Source organism: Pseudomonas sp. Z8(2022) (genome assembly GCF_025837155.1).
Taxonomy (GTDB): Bacteria; Pseudomonadota; Gammaproteobacteria; order Pseudomonadales; family Pseudomonadaceae; genus Aquipseudomonas.
In genome coordinates this window covers 949934-969485 of the sequence record NZ_CP107549.1, presented here as the reverse complement: position 1 = coordinate 969485, position 19552 = coordinate 949934, and the positions used below count along the sequence as shown (strand labels likewise).

Here is a 19552-nt window from a genome sequence, read left to right as displayed (position 1 = left end):
TCAGCGCGCGACGATCAATGGATGGCCGCGCTCGGGATGGGCCTGCACCAACACTTCCAGACCGAACACGGCCTGCAGAGGCTCGGCACGCAATACGTCGACAGGCGCGCCCAGTGCATGCGCCCTGCCCCGCTCCAGCAGCAACAGGCGATCACAGTAACGCGCAGCCAGGTTGAGATCGTGGAGAATCACCAGCACCGCAACGCCGGTTTCAGCCAGGCGACGCACCGCCTGCAGGCAGGTGTGCTGATGCAGCGGATCGAGCATCGAGGTCGGCTCGTCGAGCAGCAGAATCCGCCCCTCACCGCCTGGCCATAACTGCGCCAGCACACGTGCCAGGTGCACGCGCTGACGTTCGCCTCCGGACAATGCCAGATAGCTGCGCCCCGCCAGATGCGCGGCATCGGCCGCATGCAGCGCCTCCCCGACGATCTGTGCATCACGCACGCGACCGCTGCCATGGGGCAGCCGGCCCATGGCGACGACCTCCTCAACGCGGAAGGCGAAATTCAGACTCGAGCTCTGCGGCAACACGGCCAGGCGTCTGGCGCGCTCCGGCCCCGGCCAGTCATCGAGCGCACGCTGATCCAGCGTCACCTGCCCGGCACTGGCCGGCAGCTCGCCGGTCATCGCCGCCAGCAAGGTGCTCTTGCCCGCACCGTTCGGCCCCAGCACGCCGAGCACCTCACCGGATAGCAGCTGCAGGTCGATGCCACTGAGCACAACCTGCTGCCCGCGGCGGATTTCCAGCTGGTCGACCCGCAACATCAGCTTCGCCCCCGTACCAGCAGATAGAGAAAGAACGGCGCGCCGATCAGCGCCGTGACGATGCCGATCGGCAACTCGGCAGGGGCCAGCGCCAGACGTGCGACCAGATCGGCCAGCAGCAACAGGCTTGCGCCAGCCAATGCCGATGCCGGTAGCAGCAGGCGATGATCAGGACCTAGCAGCAGACGCATCAGGTGCGGTACCACCAGGCCGATAAAACCGATCAGGCCGGCAGCCGCCACCGCTGCGCCGACACCCAGCGCCGTGCAGAACACCAGCTCGCGCTTGAGTCGCTCGACATCGAAACCCAGGTGGCGAGCCTCCGACTCGCCCAGCAGCAGGGCATTGAGCGCCCGGGCCCGCCGCGGTAGCCACAGCGCCACGGCCAGGGTGGCCAGCAACAGCGGCCAGAGCCGAGCATAGCTGGCACCGTTGAGACTGCCGAGGTTCCAGAAGGTCAGGGTGCGCAGGGTGGCGTCGTCGGCCAGATAGGTGAACAGGCCGATGGCCGCACCGGCCAGTGCGGTCAGCGCGATACCGGCCAGCAGCATGGTAGCCACATTGGTCTGTCCGTCACGCCGGCCCAGACGGTAGACCAGCCCCGTGACCAGCAAGCCGCCAACGAAGGCGCACACCGACAACAGATAGGGCGCGAAGGTTTCGGGCAAGCCGCCTAGAGCGGCGCCACCAACGATGGCCACCGCCGCCCCCAGCGCGGCGCCGCTGGACACCCCGACCAGGCCTGGATCGGCCAGCGGGTTGCGAAACAGGCCCTGCATCGCCACACCGCACAGCGCCAGCACCATGCCCACAGTCAACCCGAGCACGGTGCGCGGCAGGCGAATCTGCGCCAGGATCAGTTCGGCCTGCTGCACCGCAGCATCCGCTGCCAGCGGAAGGCCGAGCAGACGCAACGCCGCACGCAGAGTATCGGCCAGGGGCAGGCTGACCGGCCCGAGCGCCAGCGACAGCCACAATGCGAGCACAAGCAACAGACCCAGTGCGATGAACAATGGGCGCGTCGGAAATGATGGGGTCATGGCTTGCGCTTGGCTTCGGCTGTCAGGGGTTGGCTGGCAGGATAAAAGCCTGCGGCGAGCATCGCCAGCCCATCCGGCACTCGCGGTCCGAGCCCGCCGACCAGCAGGGTCGGATCCAGCGCCAGCAAACGTCCTTCACGGGCGGCCGGGGTAGAGGCCAGGGCGGGGTTCTGCCGCAACAGTGCCTGCTTCGCGGCATCACCGTCCAGGGCGCGGTCGGCGACCACCACAACCTGTGGATCGAGCGCCAGCAGCGCTTCACTGGAAAGCGCCTTGTAACCGCCGTGGCTGACCAGGTTGCGTCCTCCTGCGCGCCTGATCATCCAGTCGGCCGCCGTGCCACTGCCTCCTGCCAGCGGACTCCCTCCGGCATGTCCGAGCAGCAGCACCACGCCGGGCGCTTGCTGACGGCGCTGAGCCTGCTCGACCCACTGCTGCTGAGTCTGCAGACGCGCCTGATAATCGGTGAAAGCGCGCTCCGCCGCTGCCTCATCACCGAGCAACTGCCCCAGACGCTGCAGATTGGCCTGCAGGCTATCCAGTTCGGCCCGTGCGCTCAGACGCTCGATGCGCACGCCGGCCACCGCCAGTTGCTCGAGCACTGGCGGTGGGCCCATCTCTTCGCTACCGAGCAGCAGATCCGGGCGCAGGGCGAGTAGCCCCTCGGCCGCCAGTTGCCGCTGATAGCCCACGCTGGGCAGCCTGGTCAGCGAGGCCGGATGACGACTGGTGGTGTCGACCCCCACCAGCCTGCTCTCGCCCCCCAGCAATATCACCCACTCACTCAGCGCCCCGCCGGCACTGACCCATCGCTGCGGCAGCGGCTCGCCGGCCCATATCAGATTGGGAAACAGAAGGACGGCCGCCAGACCGCCCAGAATATTTGCAAGACGCATGGTTTCGACTCCTCGAAAGTGACATCGACCGGCCCCTGGTGGAGCCGGCACGGATCAGGCCAGTACCGGCAGCGACTCGGCCAGTTCGCGCCAGTCGTCGCGCTCGGCCATGCCGGGCTTGCGCGCGCCGAACAGCTGGATCACCAGCTCGCCATCGGCGTCGAAGGCCTCCAGACTGGTGATCACACCGTCGACACTGGGCTTGCGCACACGCCACAGCTCGACCACGCCGCGGGTCTGCAGATGCAGGTTGAAATCGGGGTCGAGCACATTGAACCAGCTATCCATCCAGCGCAGGTTGTTCACCGGGCCGGTGTGAATCTGGATGCAGTGGCGGTTGCCAACGAACACCATGACCGGCACTTCGCGGGCGGCTGCCTGCTCCATCATTACCGTCAGCTCGCAGGTCGCCAGTGGCTGCGCCCACGGCTCCCCCGCCAGGCGCAACGCCTGGGTGCGGGCGACCTGGTGCTTCTTCAGCAGAGCGAAGAAATGGTGGGTGTCCTGCAGCCTCGCCCACCCGTCACGCAGCGCCTGACAGTCAATCTCGGCGTCGTCCCTGCGCGCGGGCGCAGCGGGAGGTGGCAGCAATTGCAGCGCGGCGCTCTGCTCACCGGAAAAGCGTTCGATCAGCGGCTGCCAGGCATCCAGCTCGCTATGTTCGGTCAGGTAGACCTTGTGCACCGCAACGCCCTGCTGGTCGAACACCTGGATGCTGCGCTGGACACCTTTGGCGCTTTCCTCGGCGACGGCGAACACGCTGGCCCAGCCACCGAGAAACAGGCGCAGATCGATATCGGCAGACACCACCAGGCCCATCTGCCCGGATGCCGAAACACTCACCTCGCGATACACCCCCTTGCGCTCATGGACGCAGTGCTCGTTGCGGGTCAGCACCATCACACGGCCGAGCGCGGCGAGTGCCGGCAACAGTCCGGCCCAGTCCGGGCGCAGGCGCCGCGTATCGACACCCAAGCGACTGGCGGTCAGCTCGGCTTCGCTGATACCCAGCTGCGCCGCTGCTTCACGGGCGCGCAGGCGTGGTTGCTCATGCCGCAGCGCCTGCCAGGCTTGATAGGTGTTGGCAGCCGGTGCGACGGCGATGGTCGGGGTACTCATCGGGATAGTCCTCTCTTACGGGCGGTTATCAGCCGCGTCGCCGACACGGGCGTAGCGACACGGCAGCGAAATTCGAGAGGACTTTAATCTACATGATAATTATTTGCATCTGATAAATAATCTGGTTAACGTCTTGCGCCGTCGCCAACCAGGCAGTCGTAGAGCTGCCAAGTGCAATGGAGTGTCACCATGCCCGTTCGCCCCCCCTACCCCCACCAATCCTGGCTCGCGTTGATGCTGCTGTGCCCGTCACTGGCCCTGGCCGATGCGCCTGCCACACTGCCGGACATTGAAATCACCGCTACCGTCAAACAGTCACTGCCGACCACGACCCAGACCGATGCTCGAACGCTGGAGCGCCGCCAGATTCGCAACTTCGATGACCTGTCGCGACGTGCCGAACCCGGGTTGAACTACAACCGCAGCAACAACAGCATCAACATCCGCGGCCTGGATCGCGACCGTGTTCTGACCACTGTCGACGGTATTCGCATGCCGTGGCTGAACGACGCCGTGCGCGGAGTGAGCGGCGGCCTGGACAGCATCGACTTCCAAGGCCTGTCCGCCATCGATGTGGTACGCGGCGCCAACTCCAGTCAGCTCGGCTCAGGCGCTCTCGGCGGAACCATGCAACTGCGTACGCTGAACCCGGATGACCTGCTGGGCGATCAGGAGGAGTTCGCTGGCCTGATCAGGAGCGACTACGACAGCGCCGACCACAGCAGGGGGCTCAATGCCGCCCTGGCCGGCCGCGCCAACGACACCTCCTGGCTGGTGCAGGTCGGCGGACGCAAGGGCCACGAACTCGACAACCAGGGCAATCACAATGTACTCGGCACGCTGCGCAGCGAAGCCAACCCCAGCGACACCGATCAGCACAGCCTGCTGCTCAAGGTTCAGCAAAAGCTCGACAACGAGCATCGCATCGGGATGACCGCCGAACTGTTCCAACGCACCGAGGACATGGACAGCCGCATCAACCAGGGCACCGCCAACTACCCTCGGCACTACGACACACGCGAGAACAACGAGCGCAAGCGCCTGTCCTTCGATCACCAGTACCGCGCCGATAACGCGGACAGCCTGCTCGACTGGGCCGACACCATCGTTTACTGGCAGAAGCTGCACCGTGAGGACGAGGTGGATGCGACCCGCGCCGGGACGCTGGCCGGCCCCTTCGGCCGCAGCAACGAGATCGAGAAGACCCAGTACGGTGTCACCAGTAGCCTGGGCAAACAGCTGGGCCAGCATAATCTGACCCTGGGCGCGGAGTGGAGCCGCATCGAGGCCGAGCAGTACAGCAGCGGCTACGATGCCTGCCCCAGCGTGCTGGTACCGCCCTTCCCGCCACGCCCGGACAGCACGCCAACCGGCATCTACTTTGCCTGCGTCAACCTGCACACCAACCAGGCCGAGATGCCGAAAACGCCGGGCAACCTGTATGGCGTTTATCTGAAAGACGACATCGCCCTCAGCGATACCCTGACCCTGACGCCGGGCGTGCGCTATGACCGCTACGAGTACAAGCCCAAAAGCAGCACCAACGGCTATGTACTAGCCGGCGACAGCGTGATGCTCACCGAGAACAAGGACTCCAACTGGGCCGGCAGCCTGCTGCTGACCTGGCAGGCGCACGAGCTGGCCACTCTTTATGCGCAGTGGGCACAGGGCTTCAGGGCACCGGACGTCAACGAGCTGTACAGCACCTTCACCAACTCCGGCATGGGCTACGCGCGAGTCGGCAACCCCAACCTCAAGCCCGAGGAAAGCACCGGCTACGAGGTCGGCGCGCGCCTCGGCGACAGCCATCTGGGCGGCTCCGTCAGCCTGTTCGACAACCGTTACAGGAACTTCATCGACAGCATCACCGCCAATGAAGCGGACTACGGCTTCCAGCCCGGCGAATTCCCGACCTTCTTCGAGGTGATGGAAAACCGCGACAAGGTGCGCATCTATGGCGCCGAAGGCACCGCGCACTGGCAGTTGGCGCCCTCCTGGAAGGTCTGGAGCTCGGTCGCCTGGGCCGTGGGCAAGGACCGCGAAACCAAGCAACACCTGAACTCGGTCGCGCCGCTGACCGGCACCCTCGGCCTCAGCTACACCCAGCAACACTACGGCGCGGACCTGATGCTGACCGCCGCGCGCCGCCGCGACAAGGTCGAGAACGACGGCGACTTCCAGGCGCCCGGCTACGGCGTGGTCGACCTCACCGGCTACTGGCAGCCGGCAGTACTGGACGGTGTGAGGCTGCAGGCCGGCCTGTTCAACCTGCTCGACAAGAAGTACTGGAATGCCCTCAACGTGCCCAGCGCTGGCGGCCGCACCACCCCGCAACCAGTCGACTACTACAGCGAGCCCGGGCGCAGCTTCCGCGTGTCCGCCTCCTGGCAGTTCTGAGTTCCACTTGGCGCAAGGATGCGCCCTCCTGCTTCCTGCGGGATAATCGCGCCATCTGAAACGGAGACCGCGATGATCCGCCTATGCGCCCCGAACGAGCTGACCGAAGGTCAGAGCCGGGGCTTTCTGATCGACCAGATGAGCCTGTTCGCCGTGCGCAGAGGCGGCCAGGTATACGCCTACCTCAACCGCTGCCCGCACCGCGGCATCGCCCTGGAGTGGCAGAAGGACCGCTTTCTCGACGACAGCGGCAGCCTGATCCGCTGCTCGACGCACGGCGCGCTGTTTCTCATCGAGAGCGGCGAATGCGTGGCCGGCCCCTGCGAAGGGCAGGCGCTGCAGGCACTGGAATGCAGGGAAGACGCGTACGGGATCTGGATCGAAGGCGCTGCAGCCAGGTAGCCCGGATGCAATCCGGGGATGGGCGAAAACCGGATTCCCGGATTGCATCCGGGCTACGCCAACATCGCGCCCACCGTGCTACCGAAACAGAAGCTGGTGCGCGCAGCACGCGCTACGTCAATACCTCCAGCCGGCGAACCAGGGCGATGCCCTCGGGACTCAGCTCGGCGCCGTAGGCCAGCACCTCGACCCCGGCAGCCTTGGCATCACGCAATCCCGCCGCGTATGCCGGGTCGATCTCCTCCGCCGCCCGCACGGCGCGAATACCGGAGAGGTTCACGCAGTACAGCTGCACGGTACGTACACCGACGCGTGACAACGCGGCCAGCTCGCGCAGGTGCCTGGCGCCGCGCTGCGTCACCGCATCGGGAAAGGCCGCCACATCAGTGCCGTCGAAGCCCAGCGTCACGCTCTTGACCTCGACAAAGACCGGCCCTTGCGGGTAATCCAGACGAAAGTCGGCGCGACTGTTCTCCACACCGTAAGCCACCTCGCGTCTGAGCCCGGTAAAGCCGGCCAGCTCGGGGATCAGCCCGGCACGCAGCGCTTCTTCCACCAGCGCATTGGCCCGTGCGGTATTGATGCAGGCCAGACGCCCCTGCGGCGTTTCGCTGATCTCCCAGCTGCCCGGCAGCTTGCGCCTGGGATCCTTGCTGCGGCTGAACCACACCCGGCAACCTTCGCTCATGCAGTTGAGCATCGAACCGGTGTTGGCACAGTGGATGGTCAGCAGCTCACCGCTGATCGTCTCGATATCGGCGAGAAAACGCTTGTAGCGGCGCAGCAGGCGACCTTCTTCCAGTGGCGGATCAAAGCGCATCAGGCGTCCAGCTCTTCAGGCCGCGGGCGATACGCTCGACTGCCTGCTGCAGGCGCTCGACATTCTGCGTATAGGCAAAACGCACATGGTGCCCGGCCTGATGGCGGCCGAAATCCAGACCCGGGGTGAACGCCACGTGCTCGGTTTCGATGAAATGGCGGCAGAAGGCGAAGGCGTCGCCACCGAAGGCGCTGATGTCTGCATATAGATAGAAAGCGCCTTCCGGCTCCACCGCGATACCGAAGCCCAGCTCGCGCAGGGCCGGCAATAAATAGTCGCGACGACGCTGGAACTCGTGGCGGCGCTCCTCGAGGATTTCCAGCGTGGCCGGCTCGAAGCAGGCCAGGGCGGCATGCTGGGCCATGCTCGGTGCGCTGATGTAGAGGTTCTGCGCCAGCTTCTCCAGCTCCGGCACGGCCGCCTCGGGCGCCACGAGCCAGCCCAGGCGCCAGCCGGTCATGCCGAAATATTTGGAGAAACTATTGAGCACGAAGGCTTCGTCATCCACTTCCAGCACGCTCGGCGCGTCACAACCGTAGGTCAGGCCATGGTAGATCTCGTCCACCACCAGATGGCCGCCACGCTGCTTGAGGCAGGCCGACAACGCCGCCAGTTCATCCTTGTGCAGTAAGGTGCCGGTCGGGTTGGCCGGCGACGCCAGCAGCGCGCCGACGCTGTCCGCATCCCAATGGCGCTCCACCAGTTGCGGGGTCAGTTGATAACGCACATCGGGGCCGACCGGTACCAGCTGCGCGGCGCCTTCGACCAGGCGCAGAAAGTGACGGTTGCACGGGTAGCCGGGGTCGGCCAGCAGCCAGTGCTTGCCCGGATCGACCAGCAGGCTGGCAGCCAGCAACAGCGCGCCGGAGCCGCCTGGTGTGACCAGAATGCGCTGCGGGTCGACGCTCAGGCGGTAACGCTCGGCATAGAAGCCGGCGATCGCCTCGCGCAGTTGCGGCAGGCCGCGGGCTGCGGTGTAGCGGGTGTGCCCGGCGGCCAGGGCAGCCTGGCCGGCGCGAATGATCGGTTCGGCAGTGGTGAAGTCCGGCTCGCCGATCTCCAGATGGATGACATCGTGACCAGCAGCCTGCAACTCGTTGGCACGCGCCAGCAAGGCCATTACATGAAAGGGTTCGATGGCGCGACTGCGCCCGCTGTAGAGCTGAGCCATGGGTCTGTCTTCAGGGTTGCGAGGCGCGGATTCTAGCAGGGCAGCTCAAGGCCGCGGCAAGGGCGCCGAGGCGCCGCTGCGCTTGCCGGCCTGCGACATGCATATTTCGTTCACATCCCGGCCGAGACGGAGACAACCGGGAGTAGCGCGCCCCGATTCGATCTGGTAAGTTCGCCGGCTTGCAGTCGCAGGGCCGGACAAATGTCTGGCAATGGAATAACCTGCGCGATGGATTCGAAAGAGTGAGAGGCGCTATCCATGCCCACAAAAGAAAAAGCAAAAAGCACCAGCCAGCTGATTCGTGGTTTCGAGCCTTATCCTGAGAAGAAAGGCGAGGAATACATGAGCGAGCCGATGCGCGCTCACTTCACCAGCATCCTCAACAAGTGGAAGCTGGAGCTGATGCAGGAAGTCGACCGCACCGTGCACCACATGCAGGACGAAGCGGCCAACTTCCCTGACCCGGCCGACCGCGCCAGCCAGGAAGAAGAATTCAGCCTGGAACTGCGCGCCCGTGATCGCGAGCGCAAGCTGATCAAGAAGATCGACGAAACCCTGCAGCTGATCGAAGACAACGAGTACGGCTGGTGCGATTCCTGCGGCGTCGAAATCGGCATTCGCCGTCTCGAAGCCCGTCCGACCGCGACCCTTTGCATCGACTGCAAGACGCTGGCGGAAATCAAGGAAAAGCAGATCGGTTCCTGATCTGACGACGGGGCGCTTAGGCGCCCCGCTCTGTTTCTGGCCTTCGCTTCATGCACACAACCTACATCGGGCGCTTCGCCCCCACCCCCAGCGGTTACCTGCATTTTGGTTCGCTGATCGCCGCGCTCGCCTCCTATCTCGATGCCCGCGCCGTGGGCGGCCGCTGGCTGCTGCGCATGGAGGACCTTGACCCGCCACGGGAAGTGCCCGGTGCCCAGGATGCGATCCTGCGCACTCTGGAGTGCTACGGGTTCGAGTGGGATGGCGAACTGGTCCGCCAGAGCGAGCGCCACGCCGAATACGCCGCGGTGATCGCCCGCCTGTTCCGCCAGGGACTGGCCTACGCCTGCATCTGTTCTCGCAAGCAGCTGGAAGGCTACGCCGGCATCTATCCGGGATTCTGCCGTAACGCCAGCCACCCTGATCACGACGCAGCCATCCGCCTGCGCGTGCCGGAGCTGGACTATCACTTCGTTGATCGCGTACAGGGCGAATTTCATCAGCATCTGGGCCGGGAAGTGGGCGACTTCGTGATTCGCCGGCGCGACGGCCTGTTCGCCTACCAGCTCGCGGTGGTACTCGATGATGCCTGGCAGGGCGTAACCGACGTGGTACGAGGCGCCGACCTGCTGGACTCGACACCGCGCCAGCTCTATCTGCAGGAGCTGCTCGGGCTGCCGCAACCGCGTTACCTGCACCTGCCGCTGATCATCCAGCCGGATGGCCACAAACTGGGCAAGAGCTACCGCTCACCTCCCCTGCCTGCCGACCAGGCCGGACCACTGCTGCTGCGCGCCCTGCGTGCGCTGGGTCAGCAGCCCCCTGCCGAACTGCAAGGCGCCGCACCTGCCGAGCTGCTGGCCTGGGGCGTCGCGAACTGGGACGCCACGCGCATTCCGCGCAGCCGTACCCTGGCAGAGGCGCAGCTGCGCTGAAAGCAGCGCCATACGGCTCCCCTGGATTCTCCGGCTTCAAGTTTGTGGCTTGAAGAGCGCGGCATCCTTTACCATCGCGGCATCGTTCGACGAGATGCCACATGTATATCTATCGACTGGTTCTGATCCTGGTAGTGGGAATCTACCTGTTTTCACCGGCCATCATGGACTGGTGGATCGACCCCAATGGTGCCTGGTACCGGCCCTATCTGCTGTGGCTGATCCTGATCGTCGTCACCTTCATTCTTCAGAGCCAACGCGATGCTGACGAGCTTTAGCCTGAGCGAACTGATCCTGATCAGCGCCGGCTATCTGCTGATGCTGTTCGGCGTCGCCTGGGTCAGTGAAAAGGGCCTTGTTCCCCGCTGGATCATCCGCCACCCGCTGACCTACACCCTGTCGCTGGGCGTCTACGCCAGCGCCTGGGCCTTCTACGGCACGGTGGGCCTTGCCTACCAGTACGGCTATGGCTTTCTTGCCAGCTACCTCGGGGTTTCCGGGGCCTTCCTGCTGGCACCGGTACTGCTCTATCCGATCCTGCGCATCACCCGCACCTATCAGTTGTCATCGCTGGCCGACCTGTTCGCCTTCCGTTTTCGCAGCACCTGGGCCGGCGCGCTGACCACCCTGTTCATGCTGATCGGCGTGCTGCCATTGCTGGCCCTGCAGATCCAGGCGGTAGCCGATTCCATCGGCATCCTCAGCCGCGAGCCGCTGCAGGAAAAGGTGGCACTGAGCTACTGCGGCCTGATCATCCTCTTCACCATCCTGTTCGGCGCACGCCACATCGCTACGCGTGAGAAGCATGAAGGTCTGGTGTTCGCCATCGCCTTCGAATCGCTGGTCAAACTGACCGCTCTCGGCGCCATCGGCCTGTACGCACTGTATGGCGTGTTCGGTGGCCCGCGTGAGCTGGAACTGTGGCTGGTGCAGAACCAGGCGGCGCTGACCACGCTGCACACCCCATTGCAGGAAGGCCCGTGGCGCACCCTGTTGCTGGTGTTCTTCGCCTCGGCCATCGTCATGCCGCACATGTACCACATGACCTTTACCGAGAATCTCAATCCGCGCGCCATGGTCAGCGCCAGCTGGGGCCTGCCGCTGTTCCTGCTGCTGATGAGCCTGGCCGTACCGCTGATCCTCTGGGCCGGGCTCAAGCTCGGGGCAACCACCAATCCCGAATACTTCACCCTGGGTCTGGGCATCGCGGTCAACAGCGAAACCCTGGCCCTGCTCGCCTATGTCGGCGGACTTTCGGCGTCCAGCGGTCTGATCATCGTCTCGACCCTGGCCCTGTCGGGCATGGCCCTGAACCACCTGGTGCTGCCGCTGTACCAGCCGCCAGCCGAAGGCAACATCTACCGCTGGCTGAAATGGACGCGCCGCGCACTGATCGCCTTCATCATCATGGCCGGCTACGGCTTCTACCTGCTGCTCGGCGCCCAGCAGGATCTGGCCAACCTGGGCATCGTCGCCTTCGTCGCCACCCTGCAATTCCTGCCCGGCGTGCTGTCGGTACTGTACTGGCAAACGGCCAATCGCCGCGGTTTCCTCGCCGGCTTGCTGGCCGGCATCAGCGTCTGGGCACTGACCATGCTGCTGCCGCTGCTGGGCAACCTGGAAGGCTTCTACGTGCCGCTGCTCAACGTCGTCTATGTGCTCGACGATGCCAGCTGGCACCTGGCAGCAATCGCCTCGCTGGCGGCCAACGTAATGGTGTTCACCCTGGTCTCGCTGTTCACCGAGGCCAGCCCCGAGGAAAAGAGCGCCGCCGAGGCCTGCGCGGTGGACAACGTGCGCCGCCCGCAGCGACGCGAACTGGTCGCCGTGTCGCCGCAGGACTTTGCCGCACAGCTGGCCAAGCCGCTCGGCGCCAAGACCGCACAACGGGAAGTGGAACAGGCGCTGCGCGACCTGCACCTGCCCTTCGACGAGAGCCGCCCCTATGCCCTGCGTCGTCTGCGTGACCGCATCGAAGCCAACCTGTCCGGCCTGATGGGGCCGAGCGTGGCGCAAGACATCGTGGAGACCTTCCTGCCCTACAAATCCGGCAGCGAGGGCTATGTCACCGAGGACATCCACTTCATCGAGAGCCGCCTGGAAGACTACCAGTCGCGCCTGACCGGCCTGGCCGCCGAACTCGATGCCCTGCGCCGTTACCACCGCCAGACCCTGCAGGAACTGCCGATGGGCGTGTGCTCGCTGGCCAAGGATCAGGAGATCCTGATGTGGAACCGGGCCATGGAGGAACTCACCGAAATTCCCGCACAGCGCATCGTCGGCTCGCGCCTGAGTACGCTGAGCGAGCCCTGGCAGAGCCTGTTGCAGGACTTCATCGAACGTCCGGACCAGCACCTGCACAAGCAGCACCTGGCGCTCGACGGCCAGATCCGCTGGCTGAACCTGCACAAGGCGGCGATCAACGAACCCCTGGCGCCCGGCAACAGTGGCCTGGTACTGCTGGTCGAGGACCAGACCGAAACCCAGTTGCTCGAAGACAAGCTGGTGCACTCCGAGCGCCTGGCCAGCATCGGCCGCCTCGCCGCAGGTGTTGCCCACGAGATCGGCAACCCGATCACCGGCATCGCCTGCCTGGCGCAGAACCTGCGCGAAGAGCGCGAGAACGACAGCGAGCTGACCGAGATCAGCGGGCAGATCCTCGAGCAGACCAAACGTGTCTCGCGCATCGTGCAGTCATTGATGAGCTTCGCCCACTCCGGCAGCCACCAGCGTGCCGACGAACCGGTGTGCCTGGCCGACGTCGCGCAGGACGCCATCGGCCTGCTGTCGCTGAACAAGCGCAACTTCGATATCCAGTTCTACAACCTGTGCGATCCGCAGCACTGGGCCTGCGGCGACCCGCAGCGCCTGGCCCAGGTCCTGATCAACCTGCTGTCCAACGCCCGTGATGCCTCGCCCCCCGGCGGAGCCATCCGCGTGCGCAGCGAGGCCAGCGAACATACCGTCGACCTGATCGTCGAGGATGAAGGCAGCGGCATTCCCAAGGCGATCGTCGACCGCCTGTTCGAACCCTTCTTCACCACCAAGGACCCCGGCGAGGGGACCGGCCTGGGCCTCGCGCTGGTCTATTCGATCGTGGAAGAGCATTATGGACAGATAACAATCGACAGCCCGGCCGACCCCGAGCGCCAACTTGGCACTCGAATTCGGGTCACCCTGCCGAGACATGTCGAAGCGACGTCCGTAGCGATGTAAACAGCGAGAGTGGGTGCCGATGGCACCTCCGTGACCGTCGAGAGACCGTATTGATGCCACATATTCTTATCGTCGAAGACGAAACCATTATCCGCTCTGCCTTGCGCCGCCTGCTCGAACGCAATCAGTACCAGGTCAGTGAAGCCGGCTCGGTACAGGAAGCCCAGGAGCGTTACAGCATTCCGACCTTCGACCTGATCGTAAGCGACCTGCGCCTGCCCGGCGCACCGGGCACCGAACTGATCAAGCTGGCCGAAGGTACTCCGGTGCTGATCATGACCAGCTATGCCAGCCTGCGTTCGGCGGTGGATTCGATGAAGATGGGCGCGGTCGATTACATCGCCAAGCCCTTCGACCACGACGAGATGCTGCAGGCTGTCGCGCGCATTCTGCGTGACCGTCAGGAAGCCAGGAGCGCACCGGCGCCAGCTGCCACCAGCAGCGCGCGTGGTACCACTGCCGAGAAAGCCGCGGACAACGCCAACGGCGAGATCGGCATCATCGGTTCCTGCGCGGCCATGCAGGAGCTCTACAGCAAGATTCGCAAGGTCGCCCCCACCGATTCCAATGTTCTGGTGCAGGGTGAGTCCGGCACCGGCAAGGAACTGGTCGCGCGCGCCCTGCACAACCTGTCCAAGCGCGCTAAGGCGCCGCTGATCTCGGTGAACTGCGCGGCCATTCCGGAGACCCTGATCGAGTCCGAGCTGTTCGGCCACGAGAAAGGCGCCTTCACCGGCGCAAGCGCCGGGCGTGCCGGCCTGGTGGAAGCAGCCGATGGCGGTACGCTGTTCCTCGACGAGATCGGCGAACTGCCTCTGGAAGCCCAGGCACGGCTGCTGCGCGTGCTGCAGGAAGGCGAGATTCGCCGGGTCGGCTCGGTGCAGTCGCAGAAGGTGGACGTGCGCCTGATCGCCGCGACCCACCGCGACCTGAAAACGCTGGCCAAGACCGGACAGTTCCGCGAAGACCTTTATTACCGTCTGCACGTCATCGCGCTGAAGCTGCCAGCGCTGCGCGAGCGCGGTAACGACGTGATCGAGATCGCCCAGGCCTTCCTGGTCCGCCAGTACACCCGCATGGGCCGTGAACCGCTGCGTTTCGCCCACGACGCCGAGCAGGCTATCCGCCACTATTCCTGGCCGGGTAACGTACGCGAACTGGAAAATGCCATCGAGCGCGCGGTGATTCTCTGCGAGGGACCGGAGATTTCCGCCGATCTGCTGGGCATCGACATCGAGCTGGACGATCTGGATGACGAGAATTTCGGCCTGCCAGCCAGCAACGGGCAGAGTACCGGCAACAGCCACGAACCCACCGAGGACCTGTCACTGGAGGACTACTTCCAGCACTTCGTTCTCGAACACCAGGACCACATGACCGAAACCGAGCTGGCCCGCAAACTGGGTATCAGCCGCAAATGCCTGTGGGAACGTCGTCAGCGTCTGGGCATCCCGCGTCGCAAATCCGGTGTGACCAGCGGCCCTTGACTTCACCGCTTCGGTGACAACCTGCGCGCACACAGGTTCCACAGGTTGTTACCGCTTCAATATCTCGTAACAAAAGCCGGGTCTAACGGTAACGAAAGCCCGGCTTTTTCATACCCCACCGAATACCCAGCATTGCCTCAAGCCCTTGATTCACAAGGAATCTCAAAAACTGGCACGGCATCTGCTTTATCTCTGGCACAACAACAATAACAAGCAATGCCCTACACAATAAGAACAAGACGTAACGACTCCAGAACAACAAGAACAACAAGGTACGGAGGCGCAGCTAACTGATTCTTTTGGAGAGGAGTTGCCGCAAGGGGTTCGCCCCAGCGACCAGGCTGAGAACAATAAAACTGCCCTGAGGCAGCGCCGGAACTGGTTGATTAAGGCAGCATCAGCGTCCAAAGAAATCCGTTTGCTATTGGCTCCCCTTTCTAGGGAGCACCCGGTAGGCCACGGCGAGCCGGGAAGGGCCGAACAACAAAAACAACAGGCCCTCAATAACAATAAAAACAGAGCACGCACCAACTTGGGGGGGAGCTTCGGCTCCCCCAGTAGCTTCCGGTCCCCAGAATCCCCCGCCTGCCGCCCTTCTACACACCTTCTCCCGACACGATGCTAGAATCCGCAGCAATCATGCGGTCATCATTCCGTATGCCGTCGAAACCAGTGACGAAGCAGATGCCCGAACGGCGTTCATGATTCGTGGGCGAATCCGGGCTTGCAGCCCTGAGCGCCGCGCTACCATCCAGGCAGTACCTCGACAGCATATGGCGCAGACCGGCCACTACTCCAAACAGTGCATCCCATGCTGAAAAAGCTGTTCAAGTCTTTCCGCTCCCCTCTGCGCCGTGCTCCACGGCCACGCAGCACTCCCGAAGTGCTGGGCAGTCTCCAACACCCTCTCAATCGCAACGAGATCAGTCGTCACGCCATCAGCGTGGTCGAACGCCTGCAGAGGGCCGGTTACCAGGCCTATCTGGTCGGCGGCTGCGTACGCGACCTGCTGCTGGATATCGACCCCAAGGATTTCGACGTGGCCACCAGCGCCACGCCCGAGCAGGTACGTGCCGAGTTCCGCAATGCGCGGGTGATCGGTCGCCGCTTCAAGCTGGTCCACGTGCACTTCGGTCGCGAGATCATCGAGGTGGCAACCTTCCGTGCCAACCACCCGCAAGGTGAGCAAGAGGAAAACAGCAACCTGGCGGCCCGCAACGAAAGCGGCCGCATCCTTCGCGACAACGTCTACGGCACGCTGGAAGACGATGCCCAGCGCCGCGACTTCACCATCAACGCGCTCTACTACGACCCGACCCAGGAACACATCCTCGACTACGCCCGGGGCATGCACGACGTGCGCAACCATCTGGTACGCCTGATTGGCGACCCGGAACAGCGTTACCTGGAAGATCCGGTACGCATGCTGCGCGCGGTACGCTTCGCCGCCAAGCTGGACTTCGAGATCGAGAAACACAGCGCCGCACCGATCCGCCGCCTGGCGCCGATGCTGCGCGACATTCCCTCGGCGCGTCTGTTCGATGAAGTGCTCAAGCTGTTCCTCGCCGGTTACGCCGAGTACACCTTCGACCTGCTGCTCGAGCATGATCTGTTCGCCCAGCTGTTCCCGGCCAGCGGCGAGGCGCTCAAGCGCAACCCCGAGTACACCGAGAAGCTGATCCGCCAGGCTCTGATCAACACCGACGACCGCATCCACGACGGCAGGTCGGTCACTCCGGCGTTCCTCTTCGCGGCGCTGCTCTGGCCTGCGCTGCCGGCACGCGTGCTGCATCTGCAGAACACGGGCATGCCGCCGATTCCGGCGATGCAGGAAGCCGCCCATGAGCTGATCGTCGAGCAGTGTCAACGCATCGCCGTACCCAAGCGCTTCACCATCCCGATTCGGGAAATCTGGGACATGCAGGAGCGTCTGCCGCGGCGCAGCGGCAAACGTGCCGACCTGCTGCTGGAGAACCCGCGCTTCCGCGCCGGCTATGACTTCCTCCTGCTGCGAGAACTGGCCGGCGAGGATACCGGCGGCCTGGGCCAATGGTGGACCGATTATCAGGATGCCAACGACAGCGAGCGCCGGCAGATGATTCGTGACCTGGCCGGCAAAGGCGAAAGCACCGGTAACGCCCCGCGCAAACGTCGCCGCAACAGCAATCGTCGCAAACGCAGCGAAAGCGACGGCGAATGATGGAGCGGGTCTACATCGGCCTCGGCAGTAATCTGGCCGAACCCCTGCAGCAGCTGCGCGCGGCCCTGAGCGCCATCGCCCGGATACCGCAAAGCAGCCTGCAGGCGCAGTCGTCCTTCTACATCAGCGACCCACTCGGCCCGGCCGATCAGCCGCGCTACGTCAATGCAGTGGCAGCACTGGATACCGCACTGGAGCCCTGGCAATTGCTCGATGCACTGCAACGCATCGAGCAGGAGCAGGGCCGCGTACGCAAGGCCGAGCGCTGGGGCCCGCGCACTCTGGATCTGGACATCCTGCTGTTCGGTGAACGCCTGCTCGATGACGAGCGCCTGACCGTGCCGCACTACCACATGCATGCCCGTCCATTCGTGCTCTATCCGCTGGCCGAGCTTGTCCCCGAGCTGCAGTTACCGGACGGCCGCAGCCTGAGCTCGCTGCTGAAAGACTGTCCCTTCAGCGGCCTGGAGCGCCTGCAGCAATAGGCTGCATCCTTCGTCAGCCCGCCTGCTGCACGCCGCAAGGCCGCGCCAGCTCCAGCGCAGCCCTCTGTTCCCGGCATTGGCGGTAACGCCAGTAACAGAGCGGTAACACCTGCAATTGACTTAACGCCCCCCCATCAGGACTATAGGCGTCCCGTTGCCCAGCGACGGGCGCACCTTTGATGCCAATCCAGGCCGGATTGCAGCCAGATAGAAGCGGTATACCGAGCCTGAGCGAGGACCCTTGAAATGCCTGACGTTACCCTGACCACCCTGCAGAGTCTCAAGCAGAACGGTGAAAAGATCGCCATGCTGACCTGCTATGACGCCACCTTCGCCCAAGCGGCCTGCCAGGCGGGCGTCGACGTGATGCTGGTCGGCGACTCCCTGGGCATGGTCCTGCAGGGCCACGACAGCACCCTGCCGGTCAGCGTCGAGGAAATGGCCTATCACACTGCCAGCGTCAAACGCGGCAATCAGGGCGCACTGATCGTCACTGACCTGCCCTTCATGGCCTACGCCACTACCGAGCAGGCGCTGAGCAACAGTGCCAGGCTGATGCAGGCCGGCGCGCACATGGTCAAGCTCGAAGGTGCTGGCTGGCTGGCCGAGCCGATCCGCCTGCTGGCCGAACGCGGCGTACCGGTCTGTGCCCATCTGGGACTCACACCACAAGCTGTGAACATCCTCGGTGGCTACAAGGTCCAGGGTCGCCAGGAAGCCCAGGCGCGACAGATGCGTGCCGACGCCATGGCGCTGGAACAGGCCGGTGCAGCCATGCTGCTGCTCGAATGCGTGCCCAGCGAACTGGCAGCCGAGATCGCTCAGGCAGTGAAGATTCCGGTAATCGGTATTGGCGCCGGCCCAGGCACCGACGGCCAGGTACTGGTGCTGCACGACATGCTCGGCCTGTCGCTCTCGGGCCGCTCGCCGAAGTTCGTGCGCAACTTCATGGAAGGCCAGAACAGCATCCAGGGCGCCCTGAGCGCCTACGTCAAGGCCGTCAAGGACGGCAGCTTCCCCGCAGCCGAACACGGTTTCTCCGCATGAACACGGTCAAGACCCTGCGTGAACTGCGCGCCGCCGTGGCCCAGGCACGCGCCGAGGGCAAGCAGATCGGCTTCGTGCCGACCATGGGCAACCTGCATGCAGGTCACGTTTCACTGGTGGAGATCGCCGCCCAGCGCGCCGATTTCGTGGTCGCCAGCATCTTCGTCAACCCACTGCAGTTCGGCGCCGGCGAGGATCTGGACAAATACCCGCGCACGCTCGCCGAGGACCAGGAAAAACTGCTGGCCGCCGGCTGCCATCTGCTGTTTCACCCCGATGTTGCGGAAATCTATCCGCACGGTATGGGCGATCAGACTCGCGTCAGTGTTCCGGGTGTCTCCGAAGGGCTCTGTAGCGCCAGTCGTCCGGGGCATTTCGAGGGCGTCGCGACCGTGGTGACCAAGCTGTTCAATATGGTCCAGCCCGATCTGGCCGTGTTCGGCGAGAAGGACTACCAGCAACTGGCGGTGATCCGCGCGCTGGTACAGGACCTGAACATGCCTATCCAGATCATCGGCGCGCCGACCCAACGCGCCGAGGACGGCCTTGCCCTGTCCTCGCGCAACGGTTACCTCAGCGCCGAGCAACGCAGCACTGCGCCGGCGCTGTATCGCGGCCTGCAGGCCATCGCCGAAGAACTGCGCCGCGGTGCCCGTGATTACGCCCGGCTGATCGACGATGCGCAGGAGCAGCAACGTGTAGCAGGCTTCGTCCCCGACTACCTGGAGATCCGCAACGCCCTGACGCTGCGTCCGGCTCAGGTCGATGATCGCCATCTGGTGATTCTCGCCGCTGCGCAATTGGGCGGCACCCGCCTGATCGACAATCTTGTGGTTGAACTGCCGAGTCAGTAGCTCGCTCCAA

17 protein-coding genes are annotated in these 19552 nt (G+C 64.4%); 11 read left to right on the top strand and 6 right to left on the bottom strand.

Features of this window, described 5'->3' with window-relative positions:
* From OEG79_RS04605 to OEG79_RS04590, 4 genes are read right to left on the bottom strand one after another with little or no spacing between them, the layout of a single operon-like run.
* Window positions 1-768, bottom strand: coding sequence for a heme ABC transporter ATP-binding protein (locus tag OEG79_RS04605; RefSeq protein WP_264147645.1), 768 nt, complete (start codon window positions 766-768; stop codon window positions 1-3).
* The gene (locus OEG79_RS04600; protein ID WP_264148670.1) at window positions 768-1754 is read right to left on the bottom strand and encodes a FecCD family ABC transporter permease; all 987 of its coding nucleotides are present in this window, start codon (window positions 1752-1754) and stop codon (window positions 768-770) included. The genes OEG79_RS04605 and OEG79_RS04600 overlap by 1 nt, the downstream gene beginning before the upstream one ends.
* A gap of 50 nt (window positions 1755-1804) precedes the next feature.
* Window positions 1805-2704: a heme/hemin ABC transporter substrate-binding protein gene (locus tag OEG79_RS04595; protein WP_264147644.1), complete on the bottom strand. Its 900-nt coding sequence runs from the start codon at window positions 2702-2704 to the stop codon at window positions 1805-1807.
* A gap of 54 nt (window positions 2705-2758) precedes the next feature.
* Window positions 2759-3823 carry a hemin-degrading factor gene (locus tag OEG79_RS04590; protein ID WP_264147643.1) on the bottom strand — a complete coding sequence of 355 codons (1065 nt, stop codon included), beginning with the start codon at window positions 3821-3823 and terminating at the stop codon, window positions 2759-2761.
* Between the two features lie 189 nt (window positions 3824-4012).
* On the opposite strand from OEG79_RS04590, the gene OEG79_RS04585 reads away from it, so the two are divergent.
* On the top strand, window positions 4013-6220 hold the full coding sequence (locus OEG79_RS04585) for a TonB-dependent hemoglobin/transferrin/lactoferrin family receptor (protein ID WP_264147642.1): 2208 nt from the start codon (window positions 4013-4015) through the stop codon (window positions 6218-6220).
* Window positions 6221-6292: 72 nt separating this feature from the next.
* Window positions 6293-6622 (top strand): Rieske (2Fe-2S) protein, encoded by a 330-nt coding sequence (locus OEG79_RS04580; protein ID WP_264147641.1) that lies wholly within the window; start codon window positions 6293-6295, stop codon window positions 6620-6622.
* Window positions 6623-6734: 112 nt separating this feature from the next.
* Here the strand turns inward: OEG79_RS04580 and sfsA are convergent, their stop codons facing one another.
* Both sfsA and OEG79_RS04570 read right to left on the bottom strand, forming a co-directional pair.
* Window positions 6735-7442 (bottom strand): DNA/RNA nuclease SfsA, encoded by a 708-nt coding sequence (gene sfsA / locus OEG79_RS04575; RefSeq protein ID WP_264147640.1) that lies wholly within the window; start codon window positions 7440-7442, stop codon window positions 6735-6737.
* Window positions 7432-8613: a pyridoxal phosphate-dependent aminotransferase gene (locus OEG79_RS04570; RefSeq protein WP_264147639.1), complete on the bottom strand. Its 1182-nt coding sequence runs from the start codon at window positions 8611-8613 to the stop codon at window positions 7432-7434. The genes sfsA and OEG79_RS04570 overlap by 11 nt, the downstream gene beginning before the upstream one ends.
* Window positions 8614-8871: 258 nt before the next feature.
* Here OEG79_RS04570 and dksA point away from each other — a divergent pair, with 258 nt between their 5' ends.
* The 9 genes from dksA (at window position 8872) to panC (ending at window position 19542) form a co-directional block, all read left to right on the top strand.
* Window positions 8872-9318: an RNA polymerase-binding protein DksA gene (dksA, locus tag OEG79_RS04565; protein WP_264147638.1), complete on the top strand. Its 447-nt coding sequence runs from the start codon at window positions 8872-8874 to the stop codon at window positions 9316-9318.
* Between the two features lie 50 nt (window positions 9319-9368).
* On the top strand, window positions 9369-10253 hold the full coding sequence (gene gluQRS / locus OEG79_RS04560; RefSeq protein WP_264147637.1) for a tRNA glutamyl-Q(34) synthetase GluQRS: 885 nt from the start codon (window positions 9369-9371) through the stop codon (window positions 10251-10253).
* A gap of 101 nt (window positions 10254-10354) precedes the next feature.
* On the top strand, window positions 10355-10531 hold the full coding sequence (locus OEG79_RS04555) for a hypothetical protein (RefSeq protein ID WP_003244646.1): 177 nt from the start codon (window positions 10355-10357) through the stop codon (window positions 10529-10531).
* Window positions 10515-13469, top strand: a complete 2955-nt coding sequence (locus tag OEG79_RS04550; RefSeq protein WP_264147636.1) for a sensor histidine kinase — start codon at window positions 10515-10517, stop codon at window positions 13467-13469. Before OEG79_RS04555 ends, OEG79_RS04550 begins: the two co-directional genes overlap by 17 nt.
* A gap of 53 nt (window positions 13470-13522) precedes the next feature.
* Window positions 13523-14956: a sigma-54-dependent transcriptional regulator gene (locus tag OEG79_RS04545; RefSeq protein ID WP_264147635.1), complete on the top strand. Its 1434-nt coding sequence runs from the start codon at window positions 13523-13525 to the stop codon at window positions 14954-14956.
* A gap of 811 nt (window positions 14957-15767) precedes the next feature.
* Window positions 15768-17156 (top strand): polynucleotide adenylyltransferase PcnB, encoded by a 1389-nt coding sequence (locus tag OEG79_RS04540; RefSeq protein WP_264147634.1) that lies wholly within the window; start codon window positions 15768-15770, stop codon window positions 17154-17156.
* Window positions 17153-17641, top strand: a complete 489-nt coding sequence (gene folK / locus OEG79_RS04535) for a 2-amino-4-hydroxy-6-hydroxymethyldihydropteridine diphosphokinase (RefSeq protein WP_264147633.1) — start codon at window positions 17153-17155, stop codon at window positions 17639-17641. The genes OEG79_RS04540 and folK overlap by 4 nt, the downstream gene beginning before the upstream one ends.
* Window positions 17642-17887: 246 nt before the next feature.
* Complete coding sequence (gene panB / locus OEG79_RS04530; protein WP_264147632.1) at window positions 17888-18688, top strand: 3-methyl-2-oxobutanoate hydroxymethyltransferase; 801 nt, start codon at window positions 17888-17890, stop codon at window positions 18686-18688.
* The gene (panC, locus tag OEG79_RS04525) at window positions 18685-19542 is read left to right on the top strand and encodes a pantoate--beta-alanine ligase (RefSeq protein ID WP_264147631.1); all 858 of its coding nucleotides are present in this window, start codon (window positions 18685-18687) and stop codon (window positions 19540-19542) included. The genes panB and panC overlap by 4 nt, the downstream gene beginning before the upstream one ends.
* Window positions 19543-19552: the final 10 nt, after the last annotated feature.